Below are 21,010 nucleotides of genomic sequence, written 5' to 3'. Positions count from 1 at the left end.
GACCGGGCTTGGAAACGAATTGGTTTGGTGGTGACTCTTAGTTGCCCACGTTGACCTGACGGCCACCTGTGCAGAGCTCAACTTTGATGATTCGTCCACCTTGCTTCTGGATTCGCTGTTGTTCAGCGAACCAACTGTCGTAGGGCACCCACTTGGTGAAGAAAGTGTTTTGCAACTCGCGTTGCGTGCGCACTTTCTCAGGGCTGGGAATGCAGGCCGTAACTTTGAACAACCGCATGGTTCTCAGTTGCCGAGACCAGAGCAGATGTAATCCAGGTAAACGCCCATCTCCTTGCCAGCATCTGCGCCGACGAGGGTGGCAACCACTTCCTTCATTGCCTGGATGGCCTGAACGGTTGCGCCAATGGGAACACCCAGGGAGTTGTAAGTCTCCTTAAGACCGTTGAGAACACGCTCATCAAGGATGGAGGTGTCACCGGCCAGCATGGCGTAGGTGGAGTAGCGCAGGTAGTAATCCAGATCGCGGATGCAGGCTGCGTAGCGGCGGGTGGTGTACATGTTGCCGCCTGGACGGGTGATGTCCGAGTACAGCAGTGCCTTGGCGACGGCATCACGGATGATGCCGGAGGCGTTAGAGCTGATGGTGGCTGCGGCACGAACGCGCAGCTCACCACTGGAGAAATAGGACTCAAGGCTGGTCATCGAAGCCGTGTCCAGGTACAGGCCCTGGACGTCGGACTTATTGATGACGTTGGTGATGGCGTCTTGCATGGATCCGTAGGAAGAGCGTTGTCAGTAGGAGGGACAGGGGATCAGGCGAGGGCGCCCACCACGTAGTCGAAGTAGAAACCGGCTTCCTCTGCATCTGAGCCGGTCAGCAGGCCCATGGCGACGGTCTTCATTTCACGCACGGAGTCTGCGAGGGCTTCGAGGGGGGTGCCTAGGGACCGATAGAGCTCCTTCGCGCCAATCACGCCAATCTCTTCGATTGGGGTGATGTCACCGGCGACGATGCCGTATGTCACCAAGCGGAGGTAGTAATCCATGTCCCGCAGGCAGGTCGCGGTCATTTCCTGACCGTAAGCATTGCCGCCAGGGGAGATGACATCTGGACGCTTCTGGAAAAGCTGACCACCAGCCTGCTTGACGATGCGCTCTCGGCTCTCACAGAGAACCTGAGCAACACGCAGGCGTCGTTCGCCGCCGTTAACGAAAGCCTTGATCTGGTCGAGTTCGCCAGGGCTCAGATAGCGGGCTTCGGCGTCCGCGTTGATGATCGAGTTGGAGACGATGCTCATGCAGTTCTGCCTCGAAACAAGCGACCGCCCGTAGGAGGCCGAGATCCGGTGAAAGGTTTACGCGATCATTTTGGCTGACCGCCCAATCATTGTGCGGTCAGCGGCCTGCACTTATTAGAACTCGTTAACAGTTCTTCATGGGCGGTGCGGGCCCAAAACGGTTGCAGCGCAGCGATTCTGCTGTTTCGCGTTTGTTATTTTCTGCTATTGAAAGGTCCGCCTCTTTTTGTCACATTGTGTTAGCAACCAAAGAAAACAAGCCCGCGTATTGCGGGCCAATGTTTTTAGAGGTCTTTGTTTTGGGGGCTGTTATTAATCTAGATCGCCGAATCTTTTGGAGGATTGAGAGCTGAATTGCCTCGATACAGTGATGCTGTGCGAATCACTGTTGATTGCGATTGGCCTGGACTTGTTTCCATCCCTTGGACGCGAGGGACTTCATTTGTTGAGAGGGACTCTGCAGCCATCAGAAGCGAGCGCACCGCTTCTAGCTGTCCAGCCCCAGCGCGAATCTTCAAGAACTCGGCGACTTCCGCTGGGGTGGCTGCTCGTCCTAGCAGGGCTAGGGCGGCGGCAGATGCCGCGCGAAGGGGCGCCATGCTCGAGAGGCGTTGTTGGAAGAGATCGCTCATGGCGACTGCTTCAACAAATCCTGAGATGTCCAGATCTTGATTGCGAAGCAGGGATTCAGCGCTCGTCAATCGCTCGTTATCTAAGGGGATGCGGTTGATGAGTTGGCGATAGGTCGCATCAATGGCAATGCTTAATTCATCCTCGCTAAACGGAGGAGTGAGAAGGATGGGTGATGGGATCCCTGCCTTGCGTTGGAATCCTGTGGTGTCTTTGCTCTCAAGTGCTCTGGCTAATGGAGGCAGAGGTGCTGCAGTCGCTTGAATGGCCTGGGTCTTGACCGCATTGAAGAGGGTGGTTGTTTTGCCTTCACCATCTCCCTCGAAGATCGGTGGTGTCACCGGAGCAATGGGTCTTGGCAAGCTGTCCTGCCGGGTGGTTTGCAGCTCTCTGAAGCTTTGGCGACCATCCGTGGAAGGAAGTTTGATTTGGAGGAGGCGGTTGGCATCATCGGCCTCGCGCCGTTCGAAGACCTTGCGAATGGCAGCGGGTTGGCCATTGGCGGCTCTGGTCTGAACGAATTCAGCCGCTTCTCCAGGAGTTGAAGCGCGACCAAGAATGGCCAGGCTGACTGCAGCAGCTGCTCTTAATGGAGCCATTGCGCTCAGACGTTTCTGGAACGTGTCGCTGAGGGCAACAGCTTCAATAAAACCAACAAGGGGGATTGTCTGGTTTCTGAGTTGAGACTCTGCTTCAACTAAGCGTTCGTCATCGAATGGGATGCGATTGAGGAGCTGTCGATAGGTTTCGTCGATGACGGAAGAAAGAGCTTCCTCTGTAAATGGTGGCTTTAATTCAATCGAGGTTTTCAGGCCAACGCGTGCTGCAAAGCCATTGATGTCATTACGCCTTAGGGCCTGAAGGATTTTTTCTCCAGGAATCTCGGGATTAACGATCCCTCTGAACTCAACCTTGGCTTGCCAGGATGGAGTTTTTGCTTTCGTTGTTTTGTTGAATTGCTTGGTGAGAGCAAACGACGTTAGTTGCTCGTTGTTCCGATTGTTAATGGATGAGGATTGTTCCCATTTGATCTGACCTCCGGCTCCCTGGATGTTTCGCTGTGTGAGATCGCCGCTGGTCTTGAGCCTCTCGACAGTTTGGGCCTCAGGCCTCTCTGACTTTGTACCAGAAGCAAGAGCTTCGAGATTGATGGCTTGCTTCCAAGTTGGAACCCGCCGCGTATTGAGATCGGCTGGGGTGATGAAGCGTTCATAGGGAGCGGTGTCTTCTCCGAAGCAATCGCAGTATTCCTTGCTGTTGATCAAGGCATCAATCAGACCGTAGAAGCCATGGCGAGCCGCGACATCAAACAGAGAATCGATCTCCCAACGACCAAATGTTGGTCGCCCCAGGAGGCGACGATGCATGACCTCGATGGCCTTGGCGATGTAGAGGCCGCTCCAGTAGCGACGCCGGAAGGCATCAGAACGGGCAACACTGCGCACAAAATCGCGCAGGGAAATGTCGCCGTTCTCCAGACGTGCTTCGTCTGATGAGACGCGTTCACCCGCATAGCCGGCATTGCCGAGAACCTGCACATAGACAGCGTTGATCACCGCTTGCGTACTGGCTTCCGTATTTCGAACGCTGGGCAAACCACCCCGCCGAGGACGCGCTGCTCCGCCGGTGGCGATCTGCTGAAGTCGGACCACACGGGGACCGACTTTGCGGGGACGGCTGCTTCGGAACTGAGCGCTGTCCATCTGGCCTGGAGAGGCCAGCCCGTTGCTGACCAGCAGCCGTCGGCTGTCGTAGCCATAGGGCGCTGGGCGTGTGGCTACGGAAGCAGTGCCACTCGGGAAAATCGCACCGTACTGATTGCCAATCGGATCATTCCCACCTCCGTAGACGTGTTGATCAGCGAAAGGCTGTCGATAAGAGGCGTAAAGGGTGACGTATTGGGGTGCTCCCTCGAAAGGTGCGCTGAAGCGGAAAAGCTTTCGGTTCGAACCCCACCCAGCACTTTCTTGGGCCTCTTCACCAAGGTCACGCAGGAATGGAACTGTCTCTTCTCCGAAGGTCTGTGCGTACTCACTGGAGTTCACAAGCACATCAATCAGACCATGGAGGCCTTGGTCGCTGAGGATGGCAAATGAGGTTTTGAATTCCTCGAGGGAGCTAACCCCTCGGCCGAGGAAGTGACGATAAGCGAGTTCAACAACTCGGCTGTTCACAAACCTGTCGTGGAATTGCTGGCGGTATTCCTTGCATCGACCAAGGGCGCGAATGAATTCGCGCATTGAGATTTTGCCCTGGACTAACTGAGAGGCTTCTTGGGCACAAGGTGCCTGGGAATAACCCTTGGCGATATCGCGTTCAAAAACCTGGCGGTAAGCGGCACGTACGATCTCCTGACGTTCAGCCCCACTCATCCCCAGCTTGATGCTGTAACGCGGGGATTTTCCCTGTGAAGCGAGGGCATAGATCGCTGGCAGTTGAAGGCCTTGACGCTCTGAACTGCCTAGTTTCTGTCGGCTGGAGGGCGTTGCGATGGCGAGCTCTTGGAGCAGCACGTTGAAACACTGAACGGCCATCTCACGTGCTTCTGGGCGATCGCGCAGCAAGCTGGCGGCTGCAGCACGCATCTCCTGGAGTGCCACATTGGTGGCAGCAAGCGAACATCCCTTCTCAAGAACGTCGCGAAGTCCGCGGGTATTGACCGAAAGAATGCTTGGGTCTCCTGCCACTAGGGCATAGCCCACATAACGGAGGAACCAGCCGAGGTCACGCACCGATTTGCGCATGCGTTCGGGGCCATATTTGGCCACGCTGATCGGAGCGAAACCGGTCGGGAGAACGACTCGAACGTCGGCATCTTCGCTATTTCCCCGCAAAAGGCGGGTGAAGGCATTACCGCCGCCTGTTGCCGCACTGGCTCCTGTAAACGTCTCGATTGACGCTTGGAACGCTGCTTGGTCGGAGGCAAGCACCGTGCCGTCTCGACGCTGTACTTCCCCTCTGCTGAGCGGTGCTTCCAGAAAGGAGAGAGGCGTCCCTCCGGCAAAGATCTTATTGGCGGCCCTCGCCACGATGGCTTCGGCGTTGTCAGCTAGAACCCTTGATGCCTCAATCCGATCCTGACCACTCCGGAAAAAGGTAATCAGGTTGTTGAGCTCGCCACCATCAGGAAAGCGGTCCTGCTGTTCGGCCTGACGCACGCTGGACAGCGGCAGTGTGTCGAAGAGCTGGGGCGTCACCCTTGGGCTGCCGCTGCTGGCGGTCACGGTCATGAACGAAAGCAAGCCAGATCGAGCCAGATTACGGCTCGCTTCATGGCCTTCCCGGCCTGCATGAACAAATGTTTGCAGGGGGTCGGTGCTGGTCGCTTTGGTGGCCATCGCCCGTGAAATGCTCGGCCCGTCGACCCTGCACTTCACCGCCCAGCACCCAAGCCGATGCCTGAGCACTCAACCGACGCCGCCACCCCTGTCGTCAGCGCCTTCTATGACCGTTTCCCCTATCCGGGTGATCCTGTGCAGGATGGTCCTCCGCCTGGATACAACTGGCGCTGGTGCCTACGCAGCGTGCATGCAGCCGTGCATGGTGAACTTCAGCCTGAGCCGGCTGGGGGAAGGCCCTGGAAGATTCTCGATGCCGGTTGCGGCACAGGAGTCAGCACTGATTACCTCTGCCATCTCAATCCAGGTGCTGATGTGCTGGCTGTTGATATCAGTGCAGGTGCTCTCGAGGTTGCCCGTGAACGCCTCCGTCGTTCCGGTGGGGCAGATCAGGTCACTTCATTAAGGCAGGAACAACGGAGCCTGCTGGATCTTCAGGGCGAAGGACCTTTTGATTACATCAATTCCGTGGGTGTCCTGCATCATCTCGATGCCCCTGAGGCCGGACTGACGTCCTTGGCTCAGTTGCTTGCGCCCCACGGGCTTTTGCATCTTTTCCTTTATGCGGATGCTGGACGTTGGGAAATTCATCGAACCCAGAGAGCTCTGAACCTCCTGGAGGTGGGTACAGGAGCTGAGGGCTTGCGTCTGGGACGTGAATTGTTCGAGACGCTTCCTCAGAACAATCGACTGCGGCGCCACCACGAACAACGCTGGTCAGTGGATTGTGCTGCTGACGCGAATTTCGCTGACATGTATCTCCACCCTCAGGAGACCAGCTACGACCTCGAGCGACTGATGGGTTTCATCGAAGCCTCCGGGCTTCACTTCGCAGGATTTTCAAATCCTGCTGTCTGGGATCCAGCTCGTTTGCTTGAGGGCGAACTGCTTCAGAGGGCTTCTTCCCTCCCATTGCCCCAGCAATGGGCCTTGATCGAGCAACTCGATCCAGACATCAGTCATTTCGAATTCTTTGTCAGCGCCCAGCCTGTGCAGGTCGAGACCTGGGGGGATGACCAGGCATTGCTTGATGCCTATGGAGAGCTTCAGCCCTGTCTCTGGGGCTGGCCTTCGGCGAGTCTGCTCGGCACAGATCTCGAGCCGATCAGCCTCGACGAGCCGTCTCTCGCGCTGCTACAAGCCGTCGAGCAGCACCCAGGTACATCCCTGAAAGCTCTCGGGATCGGAGCTGAAGTCGTTGACATAGCGCGAGACCTTTGCAAAAGACGCCTGCTGCTGCTGAAGCCTGGTTCAGGCTGAGTTGGGTGTTTCGCGTGATAGATTCCGCGCGCTTTCTCAAGTGTTGTTTGCAGGCTGCGACTTCCACTAGTTCGGACGAGGCGAACGCCCCTTCCGATAACGGTATGGAGGACTACGTACGCCTGCAGCGACGCCTGATGCTGGCCACCTTGATGGTGTCTCTTGTTGCGACTCTGGTCGCAGCTTGGCGATTCGATCTCTTGGTGGCCCGCAGCCTGTTGGTCGGAGCCTGCGCAGGAGTTCTCTACTTGCGCCTGCTCTCCCGCAGCGTGGCCCGGCTCGGCGGAGGATCCCGTCAAGTTGGTCGTTTTCAGCTGGTCGTGCCGATTGTTCTCATCGTCTCTGCCGCTCGATTCCCCCAACTTGAACTCCTCCCAGCCTTTGTGGGTTTTCTCCTCTACAAGCCCGCCCTGATTCTTCAGACCGTCATTGACGGCTGAGCCCGCGCACCCCCTCCTGCATTCATGGCTTTGCTGCCTTTATCACTGCCGTTCGCCGAACTGGAGGTTGGCCATCATCTGTATTGGCAGATCGGCAACCTCAATCTTCATGGCCAGGTTTTTCTTAGCTCCTGGATCCTGATCGGTGCCTTGCTCGCTCTTGTGGTGGTCGGCACCCGAAAGCTCGATCGTGATCCCCGGGGTGTGCAAAACCTCCTCGAGTTCATGTGGGATTACTTGCGTGATCTTGCACGTGATCAGATTGGTGAGAAGTACTATCGCGATTGGCTTCCATTCATCGGAACCCTCTTCCTTTTTATCTTCGTCAGCAACTGGGGTGGTGCACTGATCCCCTGGAAGATCATTGAACTTCCTGAGGGTGAACTCGGGGCTCCAACAGCTGATATCAACACGACTGTGGCGATGGCCTTGCTCGTGTCCCTTGCATATTTCTATGCAGGTCTCAGCCGTAAAGGACTGCGGTTCTTCGAGCTTTACGTGGAGCCGACTCCGATCATGCTCCCGTTCAAGATTATCGAGGAATTCACGAAGCCTCTTTCTCTCTCCTTCCGTCTTTTCGGGAACATCTTGGCCGATGAACTTGCCGTTGGAGTGCTTGTTTATCTCGTTCCATTGATTGTTCCTCTTCCTGTGATGCTGCTGGGACTCTTTACCAGTGCAATCCAGGCTCTGATTTTTGCGACTCTTGCCGCCTTCTATATCGGCGAAGGTCTGCACGAGTCTCACTAGTCACACATTCGCTATTCGCCTTTTCAAGGCGATCTGCTATACACATCTGCGCGTAGGTCCGGCGCTTATACCCGGGCCCGCTCTCTCTTGAGGGAGTGTCCCTGCGCAGGGGGAACCAATCCCCACGCCTTACTGCTCTGCGCTTCACGGCGCGCCCCCAAACGCACTCAACATGGATTCCATCACTTCCGCAGCTTCTGTCGTTGCCGCTGGTCTTGCTGTCGGCCTGGCTGCCATCGGCCCTGGTATCGGTCAGGGCAGCGCTTCCCAAGGTGCTGTTGAAGGTATTGCCCGTCAGCCCGAAGCTGAAGGCAAGATCCGCGGCACCCTGCTGCTTTCACTGGCATTCATGGAGTCGCTGACGATTTACGGCCTGGTGGTGGCTCTGGTGCTTCTGTTCGCCAACCCCTTCGCCGGTTGATGCAGGTGAGAGGAGCGATGTCTGTTAAGGCATCACTCCTCCCTCTTTGAAACCTGCTCTGCATTCTTTCGCTTTTTCCTAGCGCTCCTCTTCCATGACCTGGCTTCTGCTCGCTGAAGCGGCGGTTCCGGAGGGAGGTCTCTTCGACCTCGATGCCACCTTGCCTCTTATGGCAGTTCAGGTGGTTCTCCTTACCTTCCTGCTTAATTCCCTCTTCTTCCGTCCGGTCGGCAAGGTCGTTGAAGAACGTGAGGGCTACATCTCCACCAGTCTTGCTGATGCCAAGCAGAAGCTTGCGCAAGTTGAGCGTCTGGAAGCTGATCTCACTGAACAACTGCGTGGTGCTCGCCAGTCTGCTCAAACTGCGATTGTCGAAGCTGAGCAGGAAGTCGATAAGCTTTATCGCGATGCGATCACCACAGCTGAGACCGAGGCGAACCGCACCCGTGAGAAGGCTCGTCGTGAGATTGAAGAGCAACGAGAAGCAGCTCAGTCCAAGCTGATGGCCAAGGTTGATCAGCTCAGCTCTCAGATCATTCAACGTCTGCTGGCCGTTTCATGATGTCTTTCCTCACCGTGCTCGCCACTGAGGGTGGCTTCTCGATCAACCTCAATCCTCTTGAGACGAATCTGATCAACCTCGTGATCGTGATCGGGGTGCTTGTCTATTTCCTCAAGGGATTTCTTGGCGACATGCTTGATCGCCGTCGTCAGTCCATTCTTAAGGAACTGGACGACGCTGAGGCTCGCTTAAAGGCCGCCACTACTGAGCTGAGCAAAGCCCAGGGTGAGCTTGCTTCGGCCCAACAAAAAGCAGAAAAAATTCGCGCTGATGGTAAGGCCCGAGCTGAGGCCATTCGTGCTGATGGTGAAAAGCGCACCATCGAGGCCATGGCGGCACTCAAGCAAGATGCCCTTGCTGATCTCAACGCTGAGGGTGCACGCCTGACCGAAGAGCTTCGTCGTCAGGCCGCTCTTGCCGCGATTGACAAGGTCTTGGCCGATCTGCCCGGACGGCTCGATGAGAAGACTCAGTCTCAACTGATCGATGCCTCCATCTCGAACCTGGAGGATGCCTGATGCCCCTACTGAATTCACTGGCCACCCCTTACGCGCAAGCTTTGCTTCAGGTCACCGATGCCCGCAAGGAGTCGGATGATGTGGCTGATCAGTGCAAGCAACTGCTGTCGATCTGGTCATCTTCCTCTGATTTCAGGGAAGCGATGACCTCACCAGTTCTGGAGCCTGATGCAAAGAAGCAGGTGCTCTCCACTCTGCTTTCGGAACAGATCCAGCCTTCTTTGCTGAATCTGCTCAAGGTTCTCGCTGATCGCCACCGTCTTGTTGCCTTTGACGCGGTTCTCAATCGGTACCTCGATCTCTATCGGCAGTCCCGCCAGATCTCCTTGGCCAAGGTGGCCACGGCCCAAGCGCTTTCCGAAGCCCAGCAGGCAGCCCTGACCCAAAAGGTTCAGGCGATGCTCGGCAAAGGATCTGTCGAGATGGATCTGAGCGTTGATCCTTCTTTGATTGGCGGCTTTGTTGTCAACCTGGGTTCCCAGGTCATTGATGCCAGCCTCGCTGGTCAGGTTCGCCGCCTCGGTCTGGCACTCGCCAAGACGAGCTGAGTTCTCCTCCACCCCTTCCTGCTCCTCTACTCACCACCCTTCCTAGGGATTACCCGCCATGGTTTCCATCCGTCCTGACGAGATCAGCGCCATCCTCAAACAGCAGATCGAGGACTATGACAAGTCCGTTTCTGTCAGCAACGTCGGTACTGTCCTGCAAGTGGGCGACGGTATCGCTCGTGTTTACGGCCTTCAGCAGGCCATGGCCGGCGAACTCCTTGAGTTTGAAGACGGCACTGAAGGCATCGCCCTGAACCTTGAGGACGACAACGTCGGCGCCGTTCTGATGGGCGAGGGCAACGGCATTCAGGAAGGGAGCACCGTTCGTGCGACCGGAAAGATTGCATCCGTCCCTGTAGGTGACGCCATGCTGGGCCGCGTGGTCAACCCACTGGGCCAACCCATGGATGGTAAGGGCGATATCGCGACGACCGAGTCTCGTTTGATTGAGTCTCCCGCTCCGGGGATTATTCAGCGGAAGTCGGTGCATGAACCCATGCAGACCGGCATCACGGCGATTGACGCGATGATTCCGATCGGTCGCGGTCAGCGTGAGCTGATCATTGGTGACCGCCAGACCGGTAAGACCGCCATTGCGATCGACACGATCCTCAATCAGGCGGATCAGGATGTGGTTTGTGTCTATGTGGCCGTTGGCCAGAAGGCTGCATCGGTGGCCCAGGTGACTGAAGTGCTGCGCGAGCGTGGAGCTCTCGATTACACCGTGGTTGTTGCCGCGAACGCTTCCGAGGCCGCGGCTCTGCAGTACCTGGCGCCTTATACCGGTGCCTCGATTGCTGAGTACTTCATGTACAAAGGCAAGGCCACGTTGGTCATCTACGACGACCTCACCAAGCAGGCACAGGCTTATCGCCAGATGTCACTGCTTCTCCGCCGTCCACCCGGACGTGAGGCTTACCCCGGAGATGTCTTCTATTGCCACAGTCGTCTGCTTGAGCGTGCAGCCAAGCTCTCTGATGCCATGGGCAAAGGTTCGATGACTGCTCTGCCAATCATTGAGACCCAGGCTGGTGACGTTTCTGCTTACATTCCGACCAACGTGATTTCGATCACCGATGGTCAGGTCTTCCTCAGCTCTGATCTGTTCAACTCTGGTCTGCGTCCTGCCATTAACGTCGGTATCTCTGTGAGCCGAGTGGGCGGTGCTGCTCAAACCAAGGCCATTAAGAAGATCGCCGGTACCCTCAAGCTCGAGTTGGCTCAGTTTGACGAGTTGGCTGCCTTCTCTCAGTTCGCATCTGATCTTGATGCCGCCACACAGAAGCAGCTCGGCCGCGGTAAGCGTCTGCGTGAACTTCTTAAGCAGCCTCAGTTCAGCCCGTTGATTCTTGCTGAGCAGGTGGCCATCGTTTACGCCGGTGTGAAAGGTTTGATTGATGATGTTCCTGTGGATCAGGTGGTTCAGTTCTCCCGCGAGCTGCGTGAGTATCTGAAGAGCAACAAGCCTGATTTCATCCAGAAAATTCAGACCGAGAAGGTGCTCAGCCCTGACGCTGAATCCATGCTTAAGGAGGCCATCTCAGAAGTCACGTCCACAATGCTGGCCACGGCCAACTGAGAGGTTTTCACTCATGGCGAATCTCAAGGAGATCAGAGACCGGATCAAATCGGTCAAAAACACACGCAAGATCACTGAGGCCATGCGTCTCGTGGCGGCGGCAAAGGTCCGTCGAGCCCAGGAACAGGTGTTGCGCAGTCGTCCATTCGCGGATCGACTCGCTCGTCTGCTGGAAAATCTGCAGTCACGAATGCGCTTTGAGGACGCTGACGCTCCTCTGCTGGAGCAGCGAGCTGTCGACACCATCACTCTTGTGGCTGTCACCGGCGATCGTGGTCTCTGCGGTGGCTACAACACCAACATCATCAAGCGCACCGAACAGCGTTTTAATGAACTCAAGGCCAAGGGTTTCAAGGTTGATGTGGTTCTGATTGGCCGCAAGGCGATCACCTATTTCACGAACCGCAACTATCCAACTCAGGCCACATTTACTGGTCTTGAGCAGGTCCCAACCGCTGAGGAAGCCGGCTCAATTGCAAATGAGTTGTTCGCTGAGTTTCTCTCGGGGAGCACCGATCGTGTGGAGATTATCTACACCAAGTTCATCAACCTGGTGAGCTGCAAGCCGGTTGTTCAGACACTCCTTCCGCTTGATCCTCAAGACATTGCGGATCCAGACGATGAGATTTTCCGTCTCACAACGAAAGAGGGGCGCCTCACTGTCGAGTCTGGTGCAGCACCTGCCAACACTGAACCGAAGATTCCTTCGGACATTGTGTTTGAGCAAACTCCAGATCAGTTGCTGAATGCCTTGCTGCCCCTTTACCTCCAGAACCAGCTTCTGCGCTCTCTGCAGGAATCGGCAGCGTCTGAATTGGCCAGTCGAATGACGGCGATGAACAATGCCAGTGACAACGCCAAGGCACTCGCCAAGGAACTGACTCTGGATTACAACAAAGCGCGTCAGGCCGCCATTACTCAGGAAATTCTTGAAGTGGTTGGTGGTGCCGCAGCAGCTGGCTAATCGCTGAATTGCTTCTCACCTCTTTCTTCAGCCGGTTCCTGACGGGACCGGCTTTTTATTTGTCGAATTTCAGTGTCGGGAACTGGCGCCTGTCTCGATCATCACTTTGGAGTCTTGTGCGTTGCCGGAGATGGTCGTGCTCCGAGGGCGCGTGCACGGATTCGTCTCCAGCACACGCAGGCTTGATCGCAGCTGAGATCAAGCGCCTTCGGATCACCACAGTTGGCTGCCCTCTGTGGGGGAGTCCTGGCTGAGTCCGCAGGGCTGGTCTCGTCATCCCAATGCCCATCTCGCACTGCTCTGATGCAAGAGAAGGGTCGCAATCGTCCCTCGCCCTGAGAGGATGAACTTTCTGGTGCGTTCCTGGAAGGATGAGCAACACGACTGGCACGAGCTATGCCATCAGCATTGAGCTGGATGGTCAGCAGCAGGTTTTCCAGTGTGCTGAAGATCAGACCGTGCTGTCAGCGGCAGAGGATGCCGGGGTGATGATTCCCAGCTCTTGCTGTGCTGGTGTTTGCACCACCTGCGCTGCGCGCATCACGCAGGGTGAAGTGCATCAGCCCGATGCCATGGGAGTGAAGGAGGAGCTGCGCAACGACGGCTTTGCCCTCCTCTGTGTTTCGTTCCCTCGCTCAGACCTCAAAATTGTGGCCGGCCAAGAGGATGCTCTCTATGAAGCGCAATTTGGTCAATATCAGAAGTGAAACTCGCCTCTCGGCGATTGATGCTGGCCTGCCCGGCAGACCTTCCACCTTCCGGGTTGCATGCTTGGGTTCTGAATCAGCTCCGCGATGAGGGGGAGCCCTTGCGTTGGGCGATCACCAGTGTTCACCGCACTGCTGGCACGACTGCTTCTACGACTGATGCCATTGCTGTGCTGACCCTGCAAGTCGAGGCTGTCTTGATCCAATGAGCGGGCCTGACCGATGCGCCGCACCCTTCCCCACGCTGCTGCTGGTTCCCACTGGTATCGGCTGTCAGATCGGTGGTTTCGCCGGTGATGCGCTGCCTAGTGCACGGCTGTTGGCCGCTGCTAGTGGTTGCCTGATCACCCATCCCAACGTGATGAACGGCGCGGCGCTGTACTGGAGTGATCCCCGCATCCACTACGTGGAGGGCTATGCGGTCGACCGATTCATGGTCGGGGACTGGCGCTTGCGGTCAGTTCGGGGGCATCGGATTGGCTTGCTGCTGGATGCGGCCATTGAACCTGAGTTGCGGCATCGGCACCTGCAAGTGGCCGATGCTTGTCGCGCCAGCCTTGGTCTGGAGATTGGACCTGTGGTGACGAGTGATGTGTCCCTGGGGGTGCATCTGGAGCTTGGGGAGAGCGGTATCAGCTCGGGCACGTTGGAACGTCCCGATGCCTTGCTGCGTGCCGGCGATCAGCTCAAGGCGGCTGGTGCCACTGCTATTGCCGTTGTGACACGTTTCCCTGAGGACCCTCACAGTGAGGCGCTGGCGGCCTATCGGCACGGCAGTGGTGTGGATGCTCTTGCCGGTGCGGAGGCCGTGATCAGTCATCTTCTGGTGCGTCACCTGCAGATTCCCTGTGCCCATGCTCCTGCCTTGTCACCACTTTCTGTCGAGCCTGAGCTTGATCCAAGAGCAGCTGCTGAAGAGCTGGGTTATACCTTTTTGGCCTGCGTCTTGGTGGGGCTGAGCCGGGCCCCAACTCTGCTCTCTGCGGAGGCCTCTGCCCACGGTTCGGATCTGAGCGTTGAGCATCTGGGTGCCGTGGTGGTGCCTGCAGATGCGCTTGGGGGAGAACCGGTGCTCGCTTGCCTAGAGCAAAACATCCCTTTGATCACGGTCGCCAATCCGTCGTTGTTGACGGTGACGGCACAAGCTCTCGGCCTCCAGTCCTACGCCCAGTTGCTACCTGCAGCGTCCTATGCAGAGGCGGCAGGACTGGTGCTGGCGCTGCGGGAAGGGGTCAGCCCAGCCTCTCTTCAGCGTCCCCTCTCTGGGTTGCAGGAGCTGCTCTAGGTGGGACGAGGATTCACAGTTGCGGAAGACAGCGCTGTTCCATGCCCCTGTGGCAGTGGTCAGCGCTATGCCGTTTGTTGCGCACCCTTGCACCAGGGTTTGGTGATGGCGGACACGGCTGAGCAGTTGATGCGCTCCCGTTACAGCGCCTTTGCGAAAGGGGAGGTGGATTACTTGATCAAGACCCATCTCGATCGCGAGAATTCGCCGGCGCGACAGCGGCGAGACCTTCGCGCGCATTGCCGCCAGACACGATGGCTGGAACTTCGCATCCAAGCGGTGGAGGGAGGAGGAAGCGGCGATCTGACCGGTTGTGTTCGCTTTGAAGCGGATTTTAAAGAATCTGGGCAGCACAGAATCTTGAAAGAAGCATCACTGTTCAAGCGCTGTGGTGATCGAATTGAGGGCGACTGGCTCTATCTAAGACCTCTTTCGTTAGAGCTTGTTCATGCCTGATTGTTTTGGCAGCTACTGAGCAAGTTTTGGATTCTATTTAACATCTTTTCTGCGTGTGGGCCTTTGTTTTCGCGGCAGATTGTGGCCTCTAGAGTGCTGAGTTATAAGCATCAAGTGATTGTTGTTGATGAGGCAGAGGCTCTCGATGCTCCCACTTTTGATGGTCCACTGTCGATGTCGTTGATGCTCTGGAATCAGCTCATTGTGTCGTCAGCTTTGGGGCTTCGCTGCTTCAAGATGCTGATGAAGGTGTTGTCTTCGAAAGAGGGATTTGGCTGAAGCGTTTGGCTGGAATGAAGGGTTCATTCTGTGTGTGCTGTGCCTTTGGCCGCTCCCTGACATTGAACATATGCGGCTCTTTTCTGAATTAGGGGTTATCGATTGATCTATCTGCCTAGGTCATGAGCTGTTGGCACAGCTGTGCGCCCCGTCTCAGCGAAGGCAGGCCATCGGATGGCGAGGCTGCACACCCAAAGCCTTCGCCACGCTGGGATGACAGACCGCCCCCTGCACAGTATTCAGGCCTGATAGAAGCTCAGGTCGTTCCGTCACCGCTTCTTCAAGGCCGCGTCCTGCGATGCCAAGGATGTAAGGCAGGGTGACGCTCACAAGGGCTTCCGTGGATGTAAACGGCACAGCTCCTGGCATGTTGCCGACGGCATAGTGCTGCACACCATGGATTTTCACGGTTGGGTTGGTGTGGGTGGTTTCCCTGCTGGTTGCCACACAGCCGCCCTGGTCGATCGCCACATCAACAATCACCGAATCCGGCTTCATCTGCTTGACCATCTCTTCGTCCACAAGCGTCGGGGCCCGACCACCGGGCGTGAGAACAGCCCCAATGAGGAGATCGGTGCTGGGCACGAGCCGCTCCAGCAGACCGCGACTACTCACCACGCTCATCAGGCGACCGCGCCGATCCGCCTCCAGGCTCCGAAGCCGTTCGGGAGAGCGATCTAGCAGCATCACTTCCGCATCCATGGCGGCCGCCAGCCTCGCCGCGTTCCAGCCCACGGTGCCGGCCCCCAGCACCACAACCCGTGCCGGTCGCACGCCTGTGCATCCTCCGATCAGCACACCACGGCCACCATGGGGGCGTTCCAGCAAATGGGCTCCCACCTGTGCTGCCAGTCGCCCGGCGATTTCACTCATCGGGGCAAGCAGTGGGAGGCTGCCGTTCTCCAGCTGCACCGTTTCGTAGGCCACACCTGTGGTCCCCGCCTCTAAGAGCGCCTCTCCAACTTTTGGATAGGCGGCAAGGTGGAGATAAGTGAATAGAACCATGTCGTCGCGGAGAAAGTCGAATTCCTCCTCCTGTGGTTCCTTCACCTTCACGATCAAATGGGCTGCCCAGGCTTCCTCCCTGGTCACAACCCGTGCCCCGGCTGCTGCAAAGTCAGCGTCGCTGAGGCCAGCACCTGAGCCAGCACCACTCTGGACCCGCACCTCTAGCCCCTGGGTCACCAGTTCCCGCACAGCATCTGGGGTGAGTGCGACCCGTTGCTCATCGACTTTGATTTCGCTTGGCACGCCGATCGTGGCCATCGGCGCCGTCAGGACGGAGTGGACCATGGTTGCGGGGAAGTGCCCTCAATCTGGCTCAGCTGGCGGCGATCGGCAGCCTCCATCCAGTCCCGAATGCCTGGCTGCTCACCTTCAGTAAAGGCGCTGCCTGGCGGCGTTTGAACTCAGAACGGCGGAACAGTCGTTGCACCCTGTCGATCTCCTCTGCCGGATGGCCTCGCTCCAGCAGTTCTTCCCGGCCGCAGCGTTCCTCGATCAGATCGCGCAGCAGTGGATCGAGCACGGCGTAATCCGGAAGGGAATCACTATCTTTTTGGTCCGGCCTCAGTTCGGCACTCGGTGGTTTTTCGCGGATCGCTCGGCCCACCAGTTCCCCTCCCCCCGGCAGATTGAGGTCTTGACGGCATGCGCAGGCTGCATCGCTGTCCAGCCAGTTGCAAAGAGCAAATACGGTCGATTTGTAGAGGTCACCGATGACAGCCAGTCCACCGTTCATGTCGCCGTACAGAGTGCAGTAGCCCACAGCAAGCTCCGATTTATTACCAGTAGAGAGCAGCAACTGGCCCTGTTGATTGGCTACGGCCATCAGCAGGGTGCCGCGGATGCGCGACTGCAGGTTTTCGGCAGTCACATTCGCGGGTGCCGCTTGCATCACCGGTGTGAGGCTGGCATCGAAGCTGGCCATCAAGGCGGAAATCGGCACGGTGTGGGTGCGAAGTCCTAGGCGGCGTGCAAGGGCTTCCGCATCCTCGATCGAGCCCTTTGAGCTCCAGGGAGATGGCATGAGGAGTCCTTCCACCTGTTCGGCACCCAGAGCTGCCGCTGCGATCACGGCCACCAAAGCTGAATCAATGCCTCCACTCAGGCCCAGCAGGGCTTGGTCGAATCCGCATTTTCCGGCGTAGTCGCATACTCCGAGAACGAGGGCGCGGAACAGGCTCTCTTCCACCGGCATCGGCGTTGTTGCCTGTGCTTGGTGTGGGGTGGTGACGGCTTCCCATACAGCCAGCTCTTCGCTGTAGCTGGGTAGCTGCAGGGCCAGCCCAAGCGGTGTGCCGCTCTTTGCAGACGTCTCTGTGGATGGATCATCTGTGGCGGGAACCATCACGAAGCTGGCGCCATCGAACACCAATTCGTCGTTTCCACCCACCTGGTTGACATAGACCACTGGGCAATCCAGGCGACATGCGGCCTGCTGGGCCAGCTGATGTCGGACTGCCTGCTTGTGCCGCCCGAAAGGGGAAGCGGAGAGATTGAGCAGCAGATCGATTTCTTGTTTGGCAAGAGCTCCGATCGGATCGGGGCCGCATAGTCGCTCCCGATGCAGGCCTGGGTCGACCCAGAGGTCTTCGCAGAGGCTCAGTCCAAGCTGCCAATCACGGTTGCCCACTGTGAAGTTGAAACTGGATGGGCCGCTGGCCGGCCGGAAATAGCGGCTTTCATCAAACACGTCGTAGCTGGGCAGCAATTGCTTTCGCCCCACCACCTGCCATTGCCCGCCGCGGATCAGAGCGACGGCATTGAACAGTCGTGGCTGCTGGCCATCATCGGCAGGGTCCACTAGCCCAACCAGTACACCTAGCGCCGGTGACACTGCATCCAGATCACGGCTGAGTCGATCCATCACCGATTGCTGCTGGGCGACGCGAGAACGGTTGAGCAGCAGATCTCGTGGTGGATATCCCCACAAGCCAAGCTCTGGTGTCACAACGAGGTCCGCTTGAAGTCCGTTGGCTTGACGGCAGGACTGAAGGATCTTGTTGGCATTGCCGGCCAGGTCGCCGACGAAGGGGTTGAGCTGGGCCAGGGCGATGCGCATGGACCTTTAGAGAGCGGCTGAACCGGAATCTGTGTCGAAACCGTAGAACTTGTTTTGCATGAGCAGTGGCCTTAGGACTGCTGGGATTTGAGAGGGATCAGTGTCGCGTCGGACGCTGGAACTGGCCGTTCCCGGTATGTGCAGTGAGAGCACATCCAGCTGAGCACCATGGCGGCGGAGCATGGCGATGGCGCTGTGGTTCAAGGGCCAGCCTTCCCTGGGCACGATGATCAACCGACAGCGGGCCAGCAGTGCGTCGGCCTCTTTCCACCGCAAGACCTGATCCATCAGGTCGCTGCCAATCACGAAGCAAAGCACCTGCCCAGGCCAGAGGGCCTCTGCTCGTTCAAGCGTGGTGATGGCCCAGGGACTGCTGATCTCTTGCACCAGTGTCAGGCGCGGATCACCGACTGACTGCACCAGTGCTTGCAGCAGTGCGCTTCGCTGTGCAAGCGGTAGGGCATGTTGCTTGCCTGGGTTGTCACTGGCCCAGGTCACAACGTGAGTGAAATGGGCCAGTAATTGCTCAAGCAGGGCCTGATGGCCACAGGTGGGTGGATCCGCGCTGGTGCCAAGCAGAGCGATGGCACTCATGGCAACACATCCCCGATGCTGTTCCGCTGGCTGTGATGGGGCCAGTCGTTCAACAAGAGGCGCAATGTCGGGTCGCTGCCAGCCAGGTGACGCAGTAGGGAGGCCGGCACCGGTTGACTGAGGCGTCCTCGTCCCTGTTGTTCCAACAGCCAACGGGCCGTGAGTCGCCCCGTCCGGCGGGTTGTATGAACGGCAAGGGCTGCCTGGGCGATGGCCACTGGGGCTGCCGGGGCAAGACTCAGGCCTGCTGTGAACGGCACTGCTGCCATGAGCAGTTGGCGTATGCCGGCTAGCGCGGCCTGAATGCCCAGTTGTGCACCACCGATCAGGGCGTTATGGCCTGAGAGTCGTTGGAGCAAACGGCGGGCCGCTGGGCCTCCCATCGGCAGGTCATAGAGCTGGCAAAGTTGCACCACCAAGGCGGTGTCGCAGGCCAGTCCACCGGCTAGATCGACAATCACTAGTGGGTTGGCGGCCACTCCTGTTGCCTTGAGTGCGGCAAAGCGACCAATCAGGCTTTGGGCATCACGGCGTCTGCGTTGTAACCGCCCTTGTTCGATCTGTCGTTGCAGCCTGTCGGCTTGCCGCAGCGCATTGAGGGCAAGTAGCGGTGCCCCTTGCGCGCTGAGCAGCTCGACCAGCACCTGATGCAGTGCATCCACGCGTGCCGGTTGCATTTTGCTTCTGACCCGACCGTCTTGGAGAAGACTGGCCTGTCGTGGTGCAGCGGCCACCGCCACTGGTGAGCGCAGACTGAGCCCAGCGGTGGGTCCGCAGTGGTCACTGATGCGCCGCCGAATGCTGGCCAGCAGGGAGAGGCGTTCCTGCTCAGACCAGCAATCGCTCCGATTCAGAACTGGCAGCACCGGTTTGCCGCTTGCTACAAGGCTGTCGAGAGCGTCGAGTTCGACGCGACTGATATCGGCATCGAGCACCAGCAGCACCAGATCCGATTGCAGAGCAACACGCGCGGCCAAGCGGGCTCGCGCTTCAGCAGAGACTTCGTCGATTCCAGGGGTGTCCACCAGTTCCACTCCCTTTAGACCCGGGATTGGCTGTGGCCAGGCCACTGCTTTCTGAAGGCGCGTGCAGCCATGGGCAACGTCGGTGGCGAGCAGCGCCTCCCCCGTGAGAGCATTGACCAGACTTGACTTGCCTACCCCCACCCTGCCGAAAACGGCCACGCGAAGGCGGCGATCGCGCAGCCTTTGCATCTGCCGGTCCAGGTTGGTCATGGTTCCGGCCAGCGTGCTGCGTTCTCTGCCGCTGAGGCTGAGCTCGCTGCGCCAGCGTTGGAGCAGCTCCAGGGCATGCTCCAGCGTGGGAGGCGACACGTCCCTCACGGTGTCGCTCCATTGGTCGCTGAGGATTTGCGCCACCAGCCAGCCAGCACGGCCAGGACGGAATCGGCTCCAATCACCCCTACAAAGCCACCGAATTCATCCACAACCACTCGCACGCCGCTGTTGTCGCGTCGAAAGCTTGTGAGCAAACGGTCAACCCGGATCATTTCGGGAACAAATTCGACCGGTTCTGCCAGGTCGAAGGCGCTGAGATGACCTTTGTGCTCCAGCAGAGCGGTGAGCAGATTCTCACGGCTGGCGACGCCCAACACGTTGTCGACTTCCTTGCCCAGGACCACCCACCATGGTGAGGAATTATCGACCAGCTGCTGGCGTAGTTGATGCAGGCTTGCGCTGCCGGCAAGGGTTGGAGCCGCCACCCGCGGGGTCATCAGCTCACGGGCAGTGAGGTCATTGAGTTGAAACACCTTGGCGATCATCGCCGCTTCATCGGCTTCGATCTGACCCTTCTGGGATCCCAGGCGTGCAAGCAGCCGAATCTCGTTCTCGTCGGTGCTGATTTCGTTCTCTTCGGTGATTGCAGGAAGGAGGCGTTCGAGCAGCAGCACCAGTGGCCGCATCAGCACCCCAAGGGCTTGCAGCACTGGTGCACTGCTGAGGGCTACCGGCAGGGCTAAGCGGGTGCCGAGGGCCTTGGGCAGGATTTCTCCCAGGAGAATCACCAGCACTGTGAGTGCCACAGAAAACAGCGGTAACGCGACCTCGCTGAATTTGTGCTGCTGGAACACCGAGGCGGCGTAACCACCCAACATCATGCTGCCAAAGATGTTGAAGGCGTTGTTGGCGATCACCAGCACTGACAGAGTGCGACCGAGGCGTTGGCGCAGGCGGGCCAGAGTGCGTGCTCCTGCAACGGGCTTGGTGCGACTGGCCAGTTCGTGCAGGCGCACGGGGTTGACTGAGAGCAGGGCGGCTTCGACACCCGAGCAGAGGGCGGACCCGGCGAGAACCACCACCACCATCAACAGCAGGATCAGCAGATCGGAGCTCAT

The 21,010-nt window shown here is 58.0% G+C and carries 22 protein-coding genes; 13 read left to right on the top strand and 9 right to left on the bottom strand.

From position 1 onward, the window contains the following. Positions 1-37: 37 nt before the first annotated feature. The 4 genes from SIB72_RS01450 to SIB72_RS01435 form a co-directional block, all read right to left on the bottom strand. Positions 38-238, bottom strand: coding sequence for a phycobilisome linker polypeptide (locus tag SIB72_RS01450; protein ID WP_007098856.1), 201 nt, complete (start codon positions 236-238; stop codon positions 38-40). Positions 239-243: 5 nt separating this feature from the next. Then, positions 244-732 (bottom strand): allophycocyanin subunit beta, encoded by a 489-nt coding sequence (gene apcB, locus SIB72_RS01445; RefSeq protein WP_115019550.1) that lies wholly within the window; start codon positions 730-732, stop codon positions 244-246. Positions 733-773: 41 nt separating this feature from the next. After that, entirely contained in the window at positions 774-1,259 is a 486-nt protein-coding gene (locus SIB72_RS01440; protein ID WP_115120484.1) for an allophycocyanin, read from the bottom strand. A 317-nt stretch (positions 1,260-1,576) separates the two neighbouring features. Next, positions 1,577-5,119 carry a phycobilisome rod-core linker polypeptide gene (locus tag SIB72_RS01435; RefSeq protein WP_413745155.1) on the bottom strand — a complete coding sequence of 1,181 codons (3,543 nt, stop codon included), beginning with the start codon at positions 5,117-5,119 and terminating at the stop codon, positions 1,577-1,579. Positions 5,120-5,284: 165 nt separating this feature from the next. Here SIB72_RS01435 and SIB72_RS01430 point away from each other — a divergent pair, with 165 nt between their 5' ends. From SIB72_RS01430 to SIB72_RS01370, 13 genes are all read left to right on the top strand, one after another. Beyond that, on the top strand, positions 5,285-6,487 hold the full coding sequence (locus tag SIB72_RS01430) for a class I SAM-dependent methyltransferase (protein ID WP_413744370.1): 1,203 nt from the start codon (positions 5,285-5,287) through the stop codon (positions 6,485-6,487). 47 nt (positions 6,488-6,534) lie between these two features. Beyond that, entirely contained in the window at positions 6,535-6,927 is a 393-nt protein-coding gene (locus SIB72_RS01425) for a hypothetical protein (RefSeq protein WP_413744369.1), read from the top strand. 24 nt (positions 6,928-6,951) lie between these two features. After that, positions 6,952-7,677: a F0F1 ATP synthase subunit A gene (gene atpB / locus SIB72_RS01420; protein WP_115019543.1), complete on the top strand. Its 726-nt coding sequence runs from the start codon at positions 6,952-6,954 to the stop codon at positions 7,675-7,677. A 172-nt stretch (positions 7,678-7,849) separates the two neighbouring features. Further along, positions 7,850-8,098 carry an ATP synthase F0 subunit C gene (atpE, locus tag SIB72_RS01415; RefSeq protein WP_007098848.1) on the top strand — a complete coding sequence of 83 codons (249 nt, stop codon included), beginning with the start codon at positions 7,850-7,852 and terminating at the stop codon, positions 8,096-8,098. Between the two features lie 94 nt (positions 8,099-8,192). After that, on the top strand, positions 8,193-8,660 hold the full coding sequence (locus SIB72_RS01410; RefSeq protein ID WP_115019541.1) for a F0F1 ATP synthase subunit B': 468 nt from the start codon (positions 8,193-8,195) through the stop codon (positions 8,658-8,660). Beyond that, on the top strand, positions 8,657-9,178 hold the full coding sequence (locus SIB72_RS01405) for a F0F1 ATP synthase subunit B (RefSeq protein WP_115120481.1): 522 nt from the start codon (positions 8,657-8,659) through the stop codon (positions 9,176-9,178). Before SIB72_RS01410 ends, SIB72_RS01405 begins: the two co-directional genes overlap by 4 nt. After that, the gene (gene atpH / locus SIB72_RS01400) at positions 9,178-9,726 is read left to right on the top strand and encodes an ATP synthase F1 subunit delta (RefSeq protein ID WP_413744368.1); all 549 of its coding nucleotides are present in this window, start codon (positions 9,178-9,180) and stop codon (positions 9,724-9,726) included. Before SIB72_RS01405 ends, atpH begins: the two co-directional genes overlap by 1 nt. A 58-nt stretch (positions 9,727-9,784) precedes the next feature. Then, complete coding sequence (gene atpA, locus SIB72_RS01395) at positions 9,785-11,305, top strand: F0F1 ATP synthase subunit alpha (RefSeq protein ID WP_115120479.1); 1,521 nt, start codon at positions 9,785-9,787, stop codon at positions 11,303-11,305. A 13-nt stretch (positions 11,306-11,318) separates the two neighbouring features. Further along, complete coding sequence (locus SIB72_RS01390) at positions 11,319-12,269, top strand: F0F1 ATP synthase subunit gamma (protein WP_115019534.1); 951 nt, start codon at positions 11,319-11,321, stop codon at positions 12,267-12,269. Positions 12,270-12,640: 371 nt separating this feature from the next. Next, positions 12,641-12,976, top strand: coding sequence for a 2Fe-2S iron-sulfur cluster-binding protein (locus tag SIB72_RS01385; protein WP_115120478.1), 336 nt, complete (start codon positions 12,641-12,643; stop codon positions 12,974-12,976). Next, the gene (locus SIB72_RS01380) at positions 12,973-13,185 is read left to right on the top strand and encodes a hypothetical protein (protein WP_244281587.1); all 213 of its coding nucleotides are present in this window, start codon (positions 12,973-12,975) and stop codon (positions 13,183-13,185) included. Before SIB72_RS01385 ends, SIB72_RS01380 begins: the two co-directional genes overlap by 4 nt. Further along, positions 13,182-14,261: a DUF3326 domain-containing protein gene (locus SIB72_RS01375; protein ID WP_413744367.1), complete on the top strand. Its 1,080-nt coding sequence runs from the start codon at positions 13,182-13,184 to the stop codon at positions 14,259-14,261. Before SIB72_RS01380 ends, SIB72_RS01375 begins: the two co-directional genes overlap by 4 nt. Then, the gene (locus SIB72_RS01370) at positions 14,262-14,717 is read left to right on the top strand and encodes a YchJ family protein (protein ID WP_413744366.1); all 456 of its coding nucleotides are present in this window, start codon (positions 14,262-14,264) and stop codon (positions 14,715-14,717) included. Positions 14,718-15,149: 432 nt separating this feature from the next. On the opposite strand, the gene ald is transcribed toward SIB72_RS01370, so the two are convergent. From ald to SIB72_RS01345, 5 genes are read right to left on the bottom strand one after another with little or no spacing between them, the layout of a single operon-like run. After that, positions 15,150-16,289, bottom strand: coding sequence for an alanine dehydrogenase (gene ald, locus SIB72_RS01365; RefSeq protein ID WP_115120474.1), 1,140 nt, complete (start codon positions 16,287-16,289; stop codon positions 15,150-15,152). A 28-nt stretch (positions 16,290-16,317) separates the two neighbouring features. Next, positions 16,318-18,060: an NAD+ synthase gene (locus tag SIB72_RS01360; RefSeq protein ID WP_413744365.1), complete on the bottom strand. Its 1,743-nt coding sequence runs from the start codon at positions 18,058-18,060 to the stop codon at positions 16,318-16,320. A 6-nt stretch (positions 18,061-18,066) separates the two neighbouring features. Continuing rightward, the gene (locus SIB72_RS01355; protein WP_413744364.1) at positions 18,067-18,654 is read right to left on the bottom strand and encodes a nicotinate-nucleotide adenylyltransferase; all 588 of its coding nucleotides are present in this window, start codon (positions 18,652-18,654) and stop codon (positions 18,067-18,069) included. Then, positions 18,651-20,033: a GTP-binding protein gene (locus tag SIB72_RS01350; RefSeq protein WP_413744363.1), complete on the bottom strand. Its 1,383-nt coding sequence runs from the start codon at positions 20,031-20,033 to the stop codon at positions 18,651-18,653. Before SIB72_RS01350 ends, SIB72_RS01355 begins: the two co-directional genes overlap by 4 nt. After that, the gene (locus SIB72_RS01345; RefSeq protein WP_413744362.1) at positions 19,994-21,010 is read right to left on the bottom strand and encodes a CNNM domain-containing protein; all 1,017 of its coding nucleotides are present in this window, start codon (positions 21,008-21,010) and stop codon (positions 19,994-19,996) included. The genes SIB72_RS01350 and SIB72_RS01345 overlap by 40 nt, the downstream gene beginning before the upstream one ends.

This window comes from Synechococcus sp. MIT S9451, from assembly GCF_047304725.1.
GTDB lineage: Bacteria > Cyanobacteriota > Cyanobacteriia > PCC-6307 > Cyanobiaceae > Synechococcus_C.
Note: the sequence above shows the minus strand (reverse complement) of the source record. Positions and strands in the feature narration are given on the sequence as shown.